The organism is Acinetobacter sp. AM, from assembly GCF_003105055.1.
Taxonomy (GTDB): domain Bacteria; phylum Pseudomonadota; class Gammaproteobacteria; order Pseudomonadales; family Moraxellaceae; genus Acinetobacter; species Acinetobacter tibetensis.
Genome location: NZ_QETG01000015.1, coordinates 49,606 through 64,943, shown reverse-complemented (window position 1 = coordinate 64,943; position 15,338 = coordinate 49,606). Strand labels below are relative to the sequence as shown.

The 15,338-nt window shown below is 40.4% G+C and carries 17 protein-coding genes and 1 pseudogene; 5 read left to right on the top strand and 13 right to left on the bottom strand.

Going from position 1 to position 15,338, the window contains the following annotated elements; all coding sequences use genetic code 11:
* Positions 1-96 precede the first annotated feature (96 nt).
* The gene (locus DCO44_RS09705; protein ID WP_116761397.1) at positions 97-1,119 is read left to right on the top strand and encodes a hypothetical protein; all 1,023 of its coding nucleotides are present in this window, start codon (positions 97-99) and stop codon (positions 1,117-1,119) included.
* 121 nt (positions 1,120-1,240) lie between these two features.
* Here the strand turns inward: DCO44_RS09705 and DCO44_RS09700 are convergent, their stop codons facing one another.
* The 3 genes from DCO44_RS09700 to rpmI form a co-directional block, all read right to left on the bottom strand.
* Positions 1,241-1,453 carry a hypothetical protein gene (locus DCO44_RS09700; RefSeq protein ID WP_116761395.1) on the bottom strand — a complete coding sequence of 71 codons (213 nt, stop codon included), beginning with the start codon at positions 1,451-1,453 and terminating at the stop codon, positions 1,241-1,243.
* A gap of 152 nt (positions 1,454-1,605) precedes the next feature.
* Complete coding sequence (gene rplT / locus DCO44_RS09695) at positions 1,606-1,965, bottom strand: 50S ribosomal protein L20 (RefSeq protein WP_004675688.1); 360 nt, start codon at positions 1,963-1,965, stop codon at positions 1,606-1,608.
* 11 nt (positions 1,966-1,976) lie between these two features.
* Positions 1,977-2,171 carry a 50S ribosomal protein L35 gene (gene rpmI, locus DCO44_RS09690; protein ID WP_004278281.1) on the bottom strand — a complete coding sequence of 65 codons (195 nt, stop codon included), beginning with the start codon at positions 2,169-2,171 and terminating at the stop codon, positions 1,977-1,979.
* Between the two features lie 221 nt (positions 2,172-2,392).
* Between rpmI and DCO44_RS09685 the strand changes: the two are divergent.
* Together DCO44_RS09685 and DCO44_RS09680 are read left to right on the top strand one after the other, a co-directional pair.
* Positions 2,393-3,584 (top strand): annotated as a pseudogene (locus tag DCO44_RS09685) (MFS transporter).
* A 105-nt stretch (positions 3,585-3,689) separates the two neighbouring features.
* On the top strand, positions 3,690-4,427 hold the full coding sequence (locus DCO44_RS09680; protein ID WP_116761393.1) for an energy transducer TonB family protein: 738 nt from the start codon (positions 3,690-3,692) through the stop codon (positions 4,425-4,427).
* A 55-nt stretch (positions 4,428-4,482) separates the two neighbouring features.
* Here the strand turns inward: DCO44_RS09680 and DCO44_RS09675 are convergent, their stop codons facing one another.
* The 3 genes from DCO44_RS09675 to DCO44_RS09665 all read right to left on the bottom strand — a co-directional run bounded on the left by DCO44_RS09675 (position 4,483) and on the right by DCO44_RS09665 (position 6,431).
* On the bottom strand, positions 4,483-4,911 hold the full coding sequence (locus tag DCO44_RS09675) for a YqaA family protein (protein WP_116761391.1): 429 nt from the start codon (positions 4,909-4,911) through the stop codon (positions 4,483-4,485).
* A 4-nt stretch (positions 4,912-4,915) separates the two neighbouring features.
* Positions 4,916-5,209, bottom strand: a complete 294-nt coding sequence (locus tag DCO44_RS09670) for a hypothetical protein (protein WP_116761389.1) — start codon at positions 5,207-5,209, stop codon at positions 4,916-4,918.
* Positions 5,210-5,813: 604 nt separating this feature from the next.
* Positions 5,814-6,431 carry a glutathione S-transferase N-terminal domain-containing protein gene (locus tag DCO44_RS09665; protein WP_116761387.1) on the bottom strand — a complete coding sequence of 206 codons (618 nt, stop codon included), beginning with the start codon at positions 6,429-6,431 and terminating at the stop codon, positions 5,814-5,816.
* A gap of 119 nt (positions 6,432-6,550) precedes the next feature.
* On the opposite strand from DCO44_RS09665, the gene DCO44_RS09660 reads away from it, so the two are divergent.
* Complete coding sequence (locus DCO44_RS09660; protein WP_116761385.1) at positions 6,551-7,210, top strand: class I SAM-dependent methyltransferase; 660 nt, start codon at positions 6,551-6,553, stop codon at positions 7,208-7,210.
* 68 nt (positions 7,211-7,278) lie between these two features.
* Here DCO44_RS09660 and infC read toward each other — a convergent pair whose 3' ends face one another.
* Together infC and thrS are read right to left on the bottom strand one after the other, a co-directional pair.
* Positions 7,279-7,776 (bottom strand): translation initiation factor IF-3, encoded by a 498-nt coding sequence (gene infC, locus DCO44_RS09655; RefSeq protein ID WP_165815706.1) that lies wholly within the window; start codon positions 7,774-7,776, stop codon positions 7,279-7,281.
* Between the two features lie 59 nt (positions 7,777-7,835).
* A complete protein-coding gene (gene thrS, locus DCO44_RS09650) occupies positions 7,836-9,758 on the bottom strand; it encodes a threonine--tRNA ligase (RefSeq protein ID WP_116761381.1) in 1,923 nt (640 codons plus the stop codon).
* A gap of 489 nt (positions 9,759-10,247) precedes the next feature.
* Here thrS and DCO44_RS09645 point away from each other — a divergent pair, with 489 nt between their 5' ends.
* Positions 10,248-11,891 (top strand): acyl-CoA synthetase, encoded by a 1,644-nt coding sequence (locus DCO44_RS09645; RefSeq protein WP_116761379.1) that lies wholly within the window; start codon positions 10,248-10,250, stop codon positions 11,889-11,891.
* Positions 11,892-11,969: 78 nt separating this feature from the next.
* On the opposite strand, the gene yjgA is transcribed toward DCO44_RS09645, so the two are convergent.
* The 5 genes from yjgA to panB are packed head-to-tail and all read right to left on the bottom strand — an operon-like array spanning position 11,970 to position 15,304.
* On the bottom strand, positions 11,970-12,503 hold the full coding sequence (yjgA, locus tag DCO44_RS09640; RefSeq protein WP_116761377.1) for a ribosome biogenesis factor YjgA: 534 nt from the start codon (positions 12,501-12,503) through the stop codon (positions 11,970-11,972).
* A 2-nt stretch (positions 12,504-12,505) separates the two neighbouring features.
* Positions 12,506-12,775, bottom strand: a complete 270-nt coding sequence (locus DCO44_RS09635; RefSeq protein WP_116761375.1) for an HPr family phosphocarrier protein — start codon at positions 12,773-12,775, stop codon at positions 12,506-12,508.
* Complete coding sequence (gene rapZ / locus DCO44_RS09630) at positions 12,772-13,623, bottom strand: RNase adapter RapZ (protein WP_116761373.1); 852 nt, start codon at positions 13,621-13,623, stop codon at positions 12,772-12,774. The genes DCO44_RS09635 and rapZ overlap by 4 nt, the downstream gene beginning before the upstream one ends.
* A gap of 21 nt (positions 13,624-13,644) precedes the next feature.
* Entirely contained in the window at positions 13,645-14,493 is an 849-nt protein-coding gene (gene panC / locus DCO44_RS09625) for a pantoate--beta-alanine ligase (RefSeq protein WP_116761371.1), read from the bottom strand.
* 1 nt (position 14,494) lies between these two features.
* Complete coding sequence (gene panB, locus DCO44_RS09620) at positions 14,495-15,304, bottom strand: 3-methyl-2-oxobutanoate hydroxymethyltransferase (RefSeq protein ID WP_116761369.1); 810 nt, start codon at positions 15,302-15,304, stop codon at positions 14,495-14,497.
* Positions 15,305-15,338 lie beyond the last annotated feature (34 nt).

Genomic DNA, 15,338 nt, shown 5'->3' with positions numbered 1-15,338 from the left:
AATAAGATTGATGCGTTTCCAATTAAGGAAAATTTGATTAACATCCGAAATTAGAAAAAGTATAAGATAAACCCACTTGCAAAGAGATCAATATCTATGGCCCTCGATCAAATTTGGAAACAACAGCTCACCCTCGTTACCTATGGCAATGAATTCCTCAATAAAGAGCTGAGTTTTAATCGTTGGAAACAACATCCTATTTTTGATCAACATCTCTTTGTATTTCGAGATCTTATCTCGCAGCATTTATTGGCACAACACTTTCAAATTTGGCTTGAAGGACTCAAAAAACAGGGCACAAAACGCCTAAGTTTACACAGTTCAAGTCTATTAAATGACGAACAGAATCCAAATGCCAACGTCGAACTGCTGCCTTTCGCACATTTTATTGTCAGCCATGAAGCCAATAAAAAAATAGCCTGGATTTTTGGTAAAGAATTGGCGGAATGGTATAACGCAGATAATGATTTTGAAGTCCCAACTGCACAGCAAAATCCCTTACGTCACGAAACCTTCTGGCGTTTTGAACTCAATTCCAAACTCGCCAAACGCATTGATGCAGATTTGCAACAGCCAAATTGGGATGATATTCAAAGCTACACACAAACCGAATTATTCAATAGTCCCTTAATACAAGGTTTTGTCGAGCCTACACAGTCCAACTTACCGTATTTTGGCTATGTTGCAAAAACAAATACTGAAAATGAATTAAATCTACAAAAGCTTGCTTTAATACCGACGGATTATCCTGCTGATTTTGCACATAAATCTCTTTATCGACTTGAAGCACTCAATCATTATATCCACAATAAATTACAACACCCTCAACGCGAAGATGGCTCGCTTCTCAGTACCGATGAACAACTCAACTTACGCCACTTTTCGCAAAAGCTCGAAGATCTTCAAGCCAAATTTATTGTGAAAGTTGCCAACCACTATCAAACAGCGCAACTAACTTCAATCGCAGTCAACAATCCATTAGAAGGTGCCCCCGTTACAACTGCAGCTTCTACTCCATCCACTACACATCACCCTCATAAAATTGGCTCTTCTGCCGTATTCAAGCTCATCCTGATTACCGTCATTATTTGTGTTGTGGCTTATTATTTTGGTTTATAAAAACATAAAAGGCCACATCATGTGGCCTTTTTTTAATTCATCATAAATAATTAAATCAATCAATTGAATCAGAAACCTTCTTTTCTAAAGATTTATTAAAGTATAGTTAAAACAAATTAGATCAAGAGGTTATCAACAAATTAAAGGGGCGTATCTCAATGCGCACTTTATGCTCATCGGCATGCTGATTGATATAATGCTGCACAGCAACAACCTCTCCTTCTAATTGTGCATCGGGTCCATACATAATTTTGACAGATTCACCAATTCTTGGAATCATTTCTAGCTTTACAGTGATCCGCGCCTGATTCACACCCACAATTTCTGCAAGCATCGTCCTATTCCTTTTTTATAATGACTTGTTTTTATTAGGCAACTAAGTCCTGTTCATTTAAAGATAAATTATGTAACACCAGTCTTTTCCATAAAAATTATGCAATAAAAAAGACCGCATAAAGCGGTCTTTTTTAAATCATCGAAAGATGATTAAGCAGCTAATGCGCCTTTAGCTTTTTCAGCCAAAGCAGCAAATGCAACTGCGTCATGCATAGCGATGTCAGCAAGTACGCGACGGTCGATGATTACTTGAGCTTTTTTCAAGCCATCGATCATGCGGCTGTAAGACAAACCGTTTAGACGAGCACCAGCATTGATACGCGCAATCCATAGAGCACGGAATTGACGTTTCTTCTGACGACGGTCACGGTAAGCGTATTGACCCGCTTTGATTACTGCTTGGAACGCTACGCGATATACGCGTGAACGAGCGCCGTAGTAACCTTTAGCACGAGCAAGAATTTTTTTATGACGGCGATGAGCCTGTACACCACGTTTTACACGAGCCATTTATAATCTCCTTAGATGTATGGGCACATACGACGAACTGAAGCAACGTCACTCACGTGAACCATTACACAGCCGCGCAATTGACGAATACGCTTAGCAGATTTTTTGGTCAAAATGTGGCGTTTGAACGCTTGTTTACGCTTGAAACCGTTAGCAGTCGCTTTAAAGCGTTTAGCTGCACCACGGCGAGTTTTCATCTTAGGCATAACAACCTCTTTTGAACACCTGTTCGGAACGTTTGCACCATTGCAAGACGACCTGCAGGTAAGGGAGCCAGTATTCTAATCGAACTTTGCCTAAAACAAAAGCAAATAATGAGCAAAAAAAGGAAGCTTAGTCTATTTCCTACTAAGCTTTAAGCGATGATTTTATCACCTAGACTTAACCCAAGTCGTATAATGCCGTACTCCGATACCGAGACTTCTCTATAGTTACACTCAATCAATTTTGCCTTACTCTTGCCATTCTCATTAAAGAAATTATTGCGGCATATTCACTGTATAAGATTACCAAAGATCCGCTCACACTCGGTTTAATTGGACTTGCCGAAGCGATTCCATTTATTGCCCTTTCACTATGGGGTGGTTATTTTGCCGATCGCTTTAACAAACAAAGCATTATGAAAATTTGCCTATGCTTTGCAGTCTCCCCTCGTTTTATGGAGCTTATTTCATGCTTTTGGCTTAGGGCATCTTGGCGTAACAGGCTTATCTTGGGGCATTTATGCCGTGATTTTTGCTTTAGGTACAATTCGTGGATTTTACAATCCTTCAGCCACCTCATTAAAACCCTTTTTAATTCCACGTGAGTTATATGCCAATGGGGCCACATGAACCACGATTGGCTGGCAAAGTGGCGTTATCTTAGGTCCAGGGTGGGTTTATGCTTGCATTTCTGGGACGAGAAACCAGTTTACTCAGTGTTGCCGTATTACTGAGCCTCTGCTTTATTCTGATTAACTTATTACAGAAACGCAGCTTCCCAAGTATTGAAACAGAGACCTTATGGGCAAGCTTAGGCGATGGATTTCGTTTTATTTGCGACACCAAAATTGTCTTATGGCGATTTCACTCGATTTGGTTTCTGTTTTATTTGGTGGTGTCATTGCCCTCCTTCCTATTTTTGCCGAAGACATCTTAAAAACAGGCCCTGAAGGTTTAGGCTATTTACGCACAGCTCCATCAATTGGTGCATTGATTACCATGATTGCCCTCACCCGATTTCCACCTACACGCAATGCTTGGCGCAACATGTTACTCGCTGTGGCTGGATTTGGGTTTTTCACCTTAGTCTTTGCTTTTTCCAGTCATGTATGGCTGTCACTATTAGCTTTAGCCATGACAGGTGCCTGTGACAGCATTTCCGTAGTCGTTCGACAAACCATTTTACAAATTTCCCCCCCTGAAAATATGCGTGGGCGTGTTGCAGCAGTAAATGGCATGTTTGTATCCAGTAGCAATGAATTAGGTGCTTTTGAATCTGGGCTTGCTGCCAAATATATGGGCACCATTATGGCAACGGTGTTTGGCGGCTGTATGACCATGCTTGTGGTCGGACTGAGTTGGTTAAAAACTTCCGATTTATTTGGCGTCGATATTACTCAAGAAAAAGACCAATAAAACATGAATTTAGACTTGCCAGTATTTTCAAATCAGGAAATACTGGGCGATAATTCAGCCACCATTATGCATGAGCATTCTTGAACGAGTGTCATCTCTGATCTTATGAAACAACTGATTTGTTTTTCCTTGATTCTTAGTTTTCCTTTTGTACATAGCTACAGTGCGGAAAAAGCCAGCACCTCACAATTGGCGGTACAAAAAAGCACTGCACTGCCCGCCCATTTAACCACACGTATTCAATGGACGACCTTCCCCCAGCCGCAATATAACCATGATGATTTAAAAGGACAGAATCGTGCAGCAATCTTGCGTATTTATGCTGATGAAACAGGAAAAATCACTCAAGCCAGTGTTCAAGAAAGTACGGGCTTAAAAAACTTAGATGAAGTTTTACTTCAAGCTGTACGCCAAGCTCATGTTCAGCCTTATAAAGTCGAAGATACAACGCTTCCCATTATTGGCTATCAAACCTTTAGTTTAAATCTGGAACAGGACCCGTCTGAGTGTCATTACAGCTTTAATTCTAAAAACTGGATGGGACAGCAGCAGCAACAAAAAGTTAAATTTTCCTATAAGACCCAACCCCAACTTGAACTCAATCGTGATGATTTAAATCAACATGATCGTAAGATCAAGTTTAGCTTTAAAGTAAATAAACACGGTGCGGTCAAAAAAGTAAAAATAAATCAAGGCTCTGGCATTTATGCACTCGACCAAAATATTGTACAAGCCATTTCCAAGAGCCAAATTACAGTGAAGCGCAGCGCAAGCACTTTATGGCTTTATAAAAAATCTAGCTTTAAAGATGAAATTCAATTCAAACTCAACCAATGCTCATAAGAAGGTTCTAGGGAGGATTTTTGCCTCCCTATTCTTCACTAAATAGCTTTTCCAATTAGAACCACCCTAGAAAAATAAGATAAAGTGCGAGATAACGCCCAGTTTTCGCTATGCACACTATCAACAAAAAACGCAGAAAATTTTCTTTGAGTAACCCTGCAATCAAGGTAATGGGATCTCCAATAATAGGCACCCAGCTCAACAATAACGACCAAAAACCATATTTTTGATAAATTCGCTGTGCTTGCAGCATTTTCTGTTCTGAAACAGGAAACCATTTTTTATGCTTGTAGTGTTCAATCTTAAAGCCTAAATACCAATTCACACATGAGCCTAAAATGTTGCCGATACTGGCTATCGCAATCAGCAACCCAGCAGAATAACTTCCATTTGCCAACAATCCCAATAACACCGCCTCAGATTGCAAAGGCAGCAAAGTGGCTGCACCAAATGCTGAAAGGAATAAAAGCCCTAAAGTCCACATGGGGTTATGAAGACAAACCTAACTTTTTCTTTGTCAAAAAATATTCATAACCCGACCAAATAAATGAGAACACCAATAATAAACTACGCGCCACAGTGTATTTATCTGCAATCGGCTCAATAGCAGCTCGCAATAGTGCTTGATCCTTAGTATTCAGTAACTCAACAATTTTTTGAACATACACGGCTTCTGCGACGAATAACATACAACATCCTACAATTCCCACAATAATACTGATATAAATTCTAGGGTTTGCTTCAATAATTCGAGTTAAATTTAAAAAAAATGCTTTCATCACAACCTACTGATTTTCAGGTTTGAAAATCATAAAAAATGCTGGGTAAGGAGCAGATATTAACATACTGATGCTCCCAGCCTAAGAAAGGATATCCCCCATCAATGATACGAACACAAAATAAAGGAAGAACACGTGGATAAATGGAACAACGATTCGGAGGAAATAAAATTCCCCTGAAGCTTTTAACCCAATTTGTATCCTCAAACAGCAGGTGGAACAGCTTTAATTACCGTAGCTGTATTTTAAATAGAAAAATACTCTTTCTTAAGAAAATCAAAATATACAAAAGACTTTGTTGATAGATTTATTCCCTCACAGGAGAATCACTCTCAAAACATCGTTGATGCCACGCATAAGCTTTAGGGAAGTTAATCAAAATCAAAAATTAAGGACTGAATTCATGGCAATCTTACGGAAATCACACACCCAAGACAAACATGTGTGAACTATTTTATAACTGGTTCATCACTCTAAATGGCGATTTACTTTATCATTCAAAAGACGCATGAACAGAGAAACATAAATCCAAAATATATAAATTTAAGCCTGTTAGGAATATAAATTTTGTGGAGGTAGATCGCTTTCAAACCATCTACCCCAAACTTTAAACTTTAATTACTAAAGCCTTCTGGACGGCTGGACGTGCGGTCAAACGCTCGACATATTCTTTCACATAAGGATAATCTTCTAATTGAATCTGCTGCCACTCGTAGCGCAAAATCCACGGTAATATTGCCATGTCTGCAATCGAATATTCTCCAGCCACATATTTTTGACCGATCAACTGTTTATTCAATACACCGTATAAACGTTTAGTTTCATTCACATAACGTTCTGTCGCATATGGAATTCGTTCAGGTGCAAAACGACTAAAATGATGGTTTTGCCCTAACATTGGCCCTAAACCGCCCATCTGCCACATCAACCACTGCTCCACTTCAACGCGCTCTTGTTCATCTGTTGGATAATACAAGCCTGTTTTTCGACCTAAATATTGCAAGATCGCGCCTGATTCAAATACCGATATCGGTTCACCCTTCGGTCCATCTTGATCAACGATGGCAGGAATTTTATTGTTTGGCGAGATCCGTAAAAAATCAGGCTGGAATTGATCATTCTCTGAAATATTGACTGGGAAAATTTGATATTCCAAACCCATTTCTTCTAAAGCAATCGTAATTTTATGACCGTTGGGTGTGCCCCAATAATACAAGTCGATCATTGTTATTTCCTTTGTTTATTCACTTCTTTGGGATACACCATAGCATAATTAAACATGATTATTTTGATGTAATTTTATAAACTGTTTAGCACTTATTCATATAAAAACACGCTACACAAATGCATAAAATCATAGATATTCCTAGCCCAATCAACTTACAAGACTCACTTCATGCAATACAGTGGGCAAATGAAGCCAACTTTAAGCGACCTTATCGACAACAGTTTTTTGCTTATTATGTATCTCAAATTTTAGCCGACCTTAAACAAGATATTCGTATTTTAGAATTAGGCTCTGGCCCTGGTTTCTTTGCATATGAGCTCTTAAGTAGACGACCTAGTATTAATTATACAGCCGTCGATTTTTCAGCAGCTATGCATAACTTAGCCAAACAACGCTTAGCGGCTATTCCCCATAAGTCCGTAGATTTCATCCTAGCTGACTTTAAACAACAGGATTGGTATACAGTACTCAATGGTCAACGCTTTGACTATATCGTGATTCATCAAGCTTTACATGAACTTCGCCATAAAGCATACGCCTGTGATTTTCATAAAAGTATTGCACAACAAGTCATCCAACCCAATGGCTCTTACTTCATTACAGATCACTTGGCTCAACCTGATGGAAATATGAAGAATCTCGAACTGTATATGACCAAAGATGAACATATACAAAGCTTAAGTAATGCTAACTTTAGGAATATTCAGATTGGACTTGAGATAGAAGGCTTATCCTCTTTGCAAGCAACTTTATCAGGTCATAATCAAATTGGTTAGCAATCTTCTCTTCATGTTGCAATAAAAAAAGCACTGCATAGGCAGTGCTTTTTAAGATCAATGGATCATTACTTTTTCTTTTTAGGACCAAGTAACATACCCATTTGACGACCTTCCATCTTTGGTGCTTGCTCTACAATACCAAATTCAGCCACATCTGTTTCAATTTTCTGTAATTGAGCCAAACCTAACTGTTGGTGAGCCATTTCACGACCACGGAAGCGTAATGTGATTTTTACCTTATTGCCTTCTTCAAGGAACTTGATAATTGCACGTAATTTTACGTTGTAATCACCAACATCAGTACCAGGGCGGAGTTTGATTTCTTTCACCTGTACTTGATGCTGTTTTTTCTTCGCTTCTTTCTGCTTTTGCTTTAGATCAAACAAATGCTTGTTGAAGTCCATGATTTTACAAACAGGCGGTTCAGCGTTTGCTACGATCTCAACCAGATCAAGCTCAACACTTTCAGCAGCGCGCAATGCATCTGCCAAGCTTACAATACCTTTTTGCTCACCATTTTCGTCTACAAGACGAACTTCTTTCGCACGAATTTCATCATTCAAAGCAGGACGGTTTGATTTGTTACCGCCCTGTTGATTACGGTCAGGCTGTTTAATCGCTGTTACTCCACAATGTACCGGCCGCGTTCGGCAACGGCTGCTTTTACTAAGTCAACGAAAGCGTCGATTGACATAGTACCCAAATTTTTTCCAGAGCGGGTACGGACGTTTACAGTACCTTCCTCTACTTCACGGTCTCCAAGGACCAATAAGTAAGGAATACGCTCTAATGTACGTTCACGAATCTTAAAGCCGATTTTCTCATTTCTCAAGTCTGAAATCGCACGGAGACCGTTTTCTTTAAGTTTCGCAACGACAGACTCACAAGCTTCGGCTTGCGAATCGGTAATGTTCATCACACATGCTTGGATTGGTGTTAACCAAGGTGGCATAAAGCCCGCATAGTGTTCAATAAGTATACCAATAAAACGTTCAAAACTACCAAGAATTGCACGATGCAACATTACAGGTTGATCACGGTCATTATCTTCAGTGACATATGAGGCATCTAAACGTTCTGGCAAATTGAAGTCACATTGGATTGTACCACATTGCCATACTCGACCTAAGCAGTCTTTCAACGAGAATTCAATTTTCGGACCGTAGAATGCCCCTTCACCTGGTTGTAACTCCCAAGCAAGACCCGCTGCATCCAAAGCATCTGCTAAAGATTTTTCCGCCATATCCCAAAGTGCATCATCACCCACGCGTTTTTCTGGGCGTGTAGACAATTTCATTTGCACGTCTTCGAAACCAAAGTCTTTATAAACATCTAAAGTCAGTTTAATAAAGTCAGCAACCTCTTTACCAATTTGTTCTTTGGTACAGAAGATGTGTGCATCATCTTGGGTAAAGCCACGTACACGCATAATACCGTGCAATGAACCTGATGGCTCATTACGATGACACGAACCAAACTCTGCTAAACGAATTGGCAAATCACGGTAAGACTTCAAACCTTGGTTAAACACTTGCACGTGACATGGGCAGTTCATTGGCTTCACAGCGTAGTTACGACTTTCAGAATGGGTCGTAAACATGTTGTCTGCGTAGTTTGCCGCATGACCTGATTTTTCCCACAACGTAAAGTCTACGATTTGTGGTGTTTTAATTTCGAGATAACCATTGTCTTGCTGAACTTTACGCATGTATTGTTCAAGCACTTGATAAATGGTCCAACCATTTGGATGCCAAAACACCATCCCCGGTGCTTCTTCTTGCATATGGAACAAGTCTAAAGCTTTACCAATTTTACGGTGGTCACGCTTTTCAGCTTCTTCAATACGCTTGATATAAGCCGCAAGCTGTTTCTTATCCGCCCACGCCGTACCATAAATACGTTGTAACTGTTCATTCTTTGCATCCCCACGCCAATAAGCGCCTGACATTTTAGTCAGCTTGAATGCTTTTAAAAATTTAGTATTTGGTACGTGTGGACCGCGACACATGTCCAAATAGTCTTGATGGTAGTACAAGCCCATTTGAGTTTCATTTGGCATGTCTGCAATCAAGCGTAATTTATAATCTTCACCACGCGCTGTGAATTCTGCAATCACCTCATCGCGTGGGGTCATTTTTTTAATGACATCATAATCTTGGTCGATGAGCTTTTTCATACGCTCTTCGATGGCAGCCATGTCTTCTGGCGTAAATGGCTTTGCACTGAAAATATCGTAATAGAAGCCATCTTCAATGACTGGACCAATCACCATTTTCGCTTCAGGGAACAATTGCTTAACTGCATGTCCCACCAAGTGAGCGCAAGAGTGACGAATAATTTCGACACCTTCTTCGTCTTTAGGCGTAATAATTTGAAGGCTTGCATCCGTGGTAATTAGGTCAGATGCGTCGACTAAGCGACCATCGACTTTTCCTGCAACTGTATTTTTAGCAAGACCCGGACCGATGCTCAGTGCAACGTCCATCACAGATACGGCTTGATCAAATTGTTTTTGATCGCCATTTGGCAAAGTGATAATTGGCATAAAAAAAATCCTTAAGGAGTGATGCCCCGTACCATGGAGCATGTCACCGCGAGATTATGATCGAGGTAAAACCTCAAAAGATAAAAACGGTGGATAAAAACTGCTAAGAATTTTACACGGGTTCAGGGTTGGATAAAACCTTTTAACTCGATAAATCTTATCCCAATCAAAAAATTGTCATTTTTTATGCATTTGAACCTTTTAGAATGATTTTCAATCTTGATGTCATTCATATATTTTTATTCGCTATAGTTTTCTGCATTGACAAATGAGATTAAAAAACAAACACACATTCTACTTTTTCATATATATTTGAATTTAATCACATTTATGAACAAAGATTCAAAAAACACCAACTATTGAATATTTTTACATAAAATTCATTACTTTATAAAAAAGTAACCCCTCGACTAAAGCATAAATGCAAGTCCAACTTGAAATGCTTATCTTTAAAGCATCGATGATAATAAATATACATGGAGTTGTTAGATGGTTGCTGCCTACGATGAACTACCGCGCACCCCAGCCAATTTTGTTGCACTTTCACCACTGCGCTATTTGGAACGTGCCGCTTATATTTACCCGCATCAAGATGCAATCATTCACGGTAAGCGACGTATCAGTTGGCGTGAAACCTACAATCGTTGCCGCCAATTTGCACAGCAGTTACAAAAATTAGGCATCGGTAAAAATGATACAGTTTCAGTACTGTTACCCAATATTCCAGCCATGCTTGAAGCCCACTTCGCAGTGCCGATGATTGGTGCCGTATTAAATACCCTGAATACACGCTTAGATGCCAAAACCATCGCATTTATGCTAGAACATGCTGAAACCAAGGTACTTTTAGTTGACCCTGAATTCGCACCACTTGCCAAAGAAGCTTTAAGTTTAGTTTCACAGCCAATTTATGTGATTGATGTGGATGATGAAGAATACGAACAATGTTTTTCCACTCCGATTGGTCAAATTGAATATGAAGACTGGCTCGCAGAAGGCGATGCCGAGTTTGAATGGCATTTACCTAGTGATGAATGGGATGCCATTAGCCTGAACTATACTTCGGGTACGACAGGCAATCCTAAAGGCGTGGTTTATCACCATCGCGGAGCATACATTAATGCGGCCAGTAATATCATCGCTTGCGGTATGACACCACGTGCCACCTACCTATGGACTTTACCGCTGTTCCATTGCAATGGTTGGTGTTTTGCCTGGACCATGGCTGCCAATGGCGGTACTAACATTTGCTTACGTAAAGTTGACCCTGAATTGATCTTTAACTTAATTGCAGTGCATAAAGTGGATTATTTCTGTGGCGCACCGATTGTGTTATCGATGTTAATTAATACTCCAGAACAGAAACAAATTAAGTTTGAACATCGCGTCGAAGTCATGGTGGCAGGTGCAGCGCCCCCTGCTGCGATTATTGAAGGGATGCGTAATATTGGCATTAATGTCACACATGTCTACGGTCTCACGGAAACTTATGGGCCTTCTGCCCTTTGTGCGTCTCAAGCAGGCTGGAGTGAATTAAGTATTCAAGAACAAGCACAACTGCATTCGCGTCAAGGTGTTCCTTATCCGCTGCAAGATGGTATGAAAGTACTTGATCCAGAAACCTTAGAACCTGTGCCTAAAGATGGCACAACCATGGGTGAGATCATGTTCCGTGGCAATATTGTCATGAAAGGCTATCTAAAAAACCCTGAAGCCACAGCAGAAGCGTTTAAAGGTGGATGGTTCCATACAGGTGATTTGGCAGTTTGCCAACCTGATGGTTATGCCAAAATTACCGACCGCTCCAAAGATGTCATTATTTCAGGCGGTGAAAATATCTCTTCTTTAGAAGTGGAAGAAGTCTTGTATCGACATCCCGCCATTTTAACGGCTGCGGTGGTTGCCAAACCTGATCCGCGTTGGCAAGAAGTCCCTTGCGCCTTTATCGAGCTCAAAGCAGGCAAAGAAACTACCCCAGAGGAAATCATTGAATTCTGTAAGCAACATCTGGCACGCTTTAAAGTCCCTAAAGATGTGGTGATTACGGAAATTCCAAAAACTTCGACAGGCAAGCTACAAAAATTTGTCCTGCGCGACTGGGCCAAAGAGCGTACAACGGGCGAGTTTAGTTAAGCACTCAGTAGACCGCACGGACAAATGTCCTCACATAAAAAAGCGACCTTAACGGTCGCGTTTTTATGTCTAAATGACTTAATTATCTGAAATTAAAGCCACTTGCTGAACGTAGTTAAACAACTTCAAACGCGAAGCTTTAAGTTGCTCCTCATCAGCCTGCTGTTTCATATCACGGTGGATACGCAATATGTGCTGACGAATGGTATGACGTTCCGCGGCATTATACGTTTTTGAAAACTCATTAATGACCACATCACCATCTTTGATCATACGATCGACCCAACGCTGCAATTGAGCAGTTTTTTTCGCGCCTTGTTGCGGTGTCAAATAAGATAAAATCACAGTTTCATCTTCATTACGCAACAACTTACCAATGCGTAAAAATTGGCGGCGACGAGCTTCATTTGATGTAATCAGTTTCACATCCAAAAGTGCTTCAATCAAACGCTCTTCAACAGGTAAGTTTTGAATTTGTTTAGTGTTCAACTCTGCAAGTTGAGAACCTAAAGATGCCATACGTTGTACGGCTTTTTTCTGTTCAGTTTTACTTGCACGTCCTTCTAAAGATTCAAAGTCTTCGTCAGTAAAACGGTTCGGTCGACGTGCCACGATTAATCTGCCTCGTAAAATTTTGCTGCAAATAGTGCTTGAACTTCAGATAGGGCTTTTTCCTGATCTGCGCCTTCAATCACTAAACGTAAAGTGGTGCCTTTACCTGCGCCAAGCATCAGTAAAGACATAATGTTTTTCGCATCGACTAATTTATCACCTTTTCCAATCTGAATAGATGATTTGAATTTGGTGGTTACTTCAATGAGTTTGCCAGATGCACGCGCATGTAACCCTAGTTTATTAATTACGTCAACAGTTGTGTCAATCATGACCAATGCTTCATTTCTCGATGTAGGACCTGAATAGACCAATTCGCTTCAAGCGCTTTTTTGAGTCTATCCACAATATAAACAGAACGATGCTGTCCACCTGTACAGCCGATGGAGACCGTCATATAGTGACGATGCCCCTCGGCAAATGCAGGTAACCACTTGTCCAAAAAATGATAAATGTCTTTAAACATTTCATTGGACTGCGGGCTTTGTTCCAAAAATTTTTGTACTGGTACATCTAAACCAGAATATTTCCGCAACTCCAAATCCCAATGCGGATTCGGTAAATGACGCACATCAAAGACATAGTCAGCATCTAAAGGAATGCCATGTTTATAGCCAAATGACTGCAAAATTACAATTAAGTTATCGGACTGTCCAAGTTTAGACAATAAAGTATGCTTCAAATCATGCACACTTTTATCAGTTGTATCAATATGTACTGTAGAGCGTAATTGTATCGGAAGTAATAATGTTTTTTCTTCCTGAATACACTCATTCAAACTTTTAAAACGATTCGACAATGGATGCGGGCGACGTGAAGCACTAAATCGTGCAATTAACTCCTGATCCCGCGTGGTCAAATAAATAATATCGACCGCCCCATGTCTTAATAATTGTTCAAAAACATGATCAAACTCCTGCAAATCCGCACGAGTACTCCGAACATCCACCCCTAAGGCCAATTGTTCGAGATTATTTTCACGATCCAGTTTCGCCACAATCTCTGGCAGCAATGCCAAAGGCAAATTATCAATGCAGTAATAACCTAAATCTTCCAGTACCTGCAATGCAGATGACTTACCTGAACCAGATTGTCCTGTCACAATCAAAATGCGCTTCATGGCAAAGCTATTCCTTGGCTTTTATGATGCAGTATGCTTAACCTGCAAATTATCGATGAGTCGGGTTGTGCCCAATTTTGCCGCAACAAACAAAACAAGATCCTGATTAAATTGATCAATACCTTGTAATTGTGGTGTACGCGCTTCTACATAGTCCACAACTAGACCTGCTTCTGTCAACGACGTTTTAATATTCGCTAACACTTCTGTTAAATCAGTGCCTTGCTGCAATTCTGCTGCTGCATGTTTCAAATTTTGAAAAATGCTTGGCGCAATTTTACGTTGCTCTTCAGTTAAATAACCATTACGCGAACTTAATGCCAAACCATCTTCTGCACGTGCAATTGGTACACCAATCACTTCCAACGGAATATTTAAATCACGCACCAATTGACGAATCACCGCCAACTGTTGAAAGTCTTTCTGACCAAAAAAAGCATAATTCGGCTGTACAATATTAAATAGCTTAGTCACAACGACTGCCACGCCATCAAAATGACCAGGACGTTGTTTACCACACAAATCATTGGTAATTTCTGAGACACTAATATTGGTTAAACGTGGCTGCTTACCATACATTTGCTCGACCGATGGTGCAAAAATAATGTCACAACCAACATCTGCCAAAAGCTGACTGTCTTGATCTAATGTCCGTGGGTAATTATCAAAATCTTCATTGGGTCCAAATTGAATCGGATTCACAAAGATACTAACCACAACCACATCACAAAGTTTGCGTGCTTCACGTACAAGGTTCAAATGTCCTTGATGTAAATTCCCCATAGTCGGAACAAAGCCGATAATTTTTCGCGCAGTACGAGCTGGTTGCAGTGATCCTGCTAAGCCTTGTATCGTCGTTTCAGTTTTCATATTACAGCTCTACTTGAAAAGTATGTTCTTTTGCTGGGAATGATTGATCGAGCACAGCGGCATGGTATGCCTTAAATGCATCTAGAATTGCAGTTTCCCCGGCTTGCTCTTTCATAAAATTACGCACGAATTTGGCTACGCGTCCAAACGTTAAACCGAGCATATCTTGTACAACTAAAACTTGTCCATCTGTTTCAACACCTGCACCAATACCAATCACAGGAATGTGCGGAAAGCGAGCCGTCACTTCTTGACCCAATTGTGCAGGCACACATTCGAGTAACAATACCGCAGCACCTGCATCAACCACAGCTTGGCAATCTGCCAGTAATTTATCTGCGGCTTCACGTGAACGCGCTTGCAGCTTATAACCACCTAAAACATGGACTGATTGAGGGGTTAAGCCCAAATGAACACAGACAGGAATACCATTTCGGGTCAATACTTCTACAGTTTCACTTAACCAAGCACCGCCTTCAACTTTGACCATCTGCGCGCCTGCTTGCATCACGGTTTTCGCATTCACCAATGCATCATTCAGCGTTGCATAAGACATAAATGGTAAGTCAGTCATAATCAACGCATGTTGATTACCACGGCGCACAGCCGCAGTGTGATAAGCCATGTCTTCAACGGTTACAGGTAAAGTTGAATCACGACCTTGAATCGCCATCCCTAAAGAGTCACCAATTAAAATCGTATCGACTTCAGCAAGCTCCATTGCTTTTGCCATGCTCGCATCGTAGCAAGTTAGGCATGAAAACTTACGTCCATCTTGTTTAAATTGTCTTAAGTCACTCAGACTAATCATGAGATGTTCCTCTCTAGAAGTTCCTAGAACATAC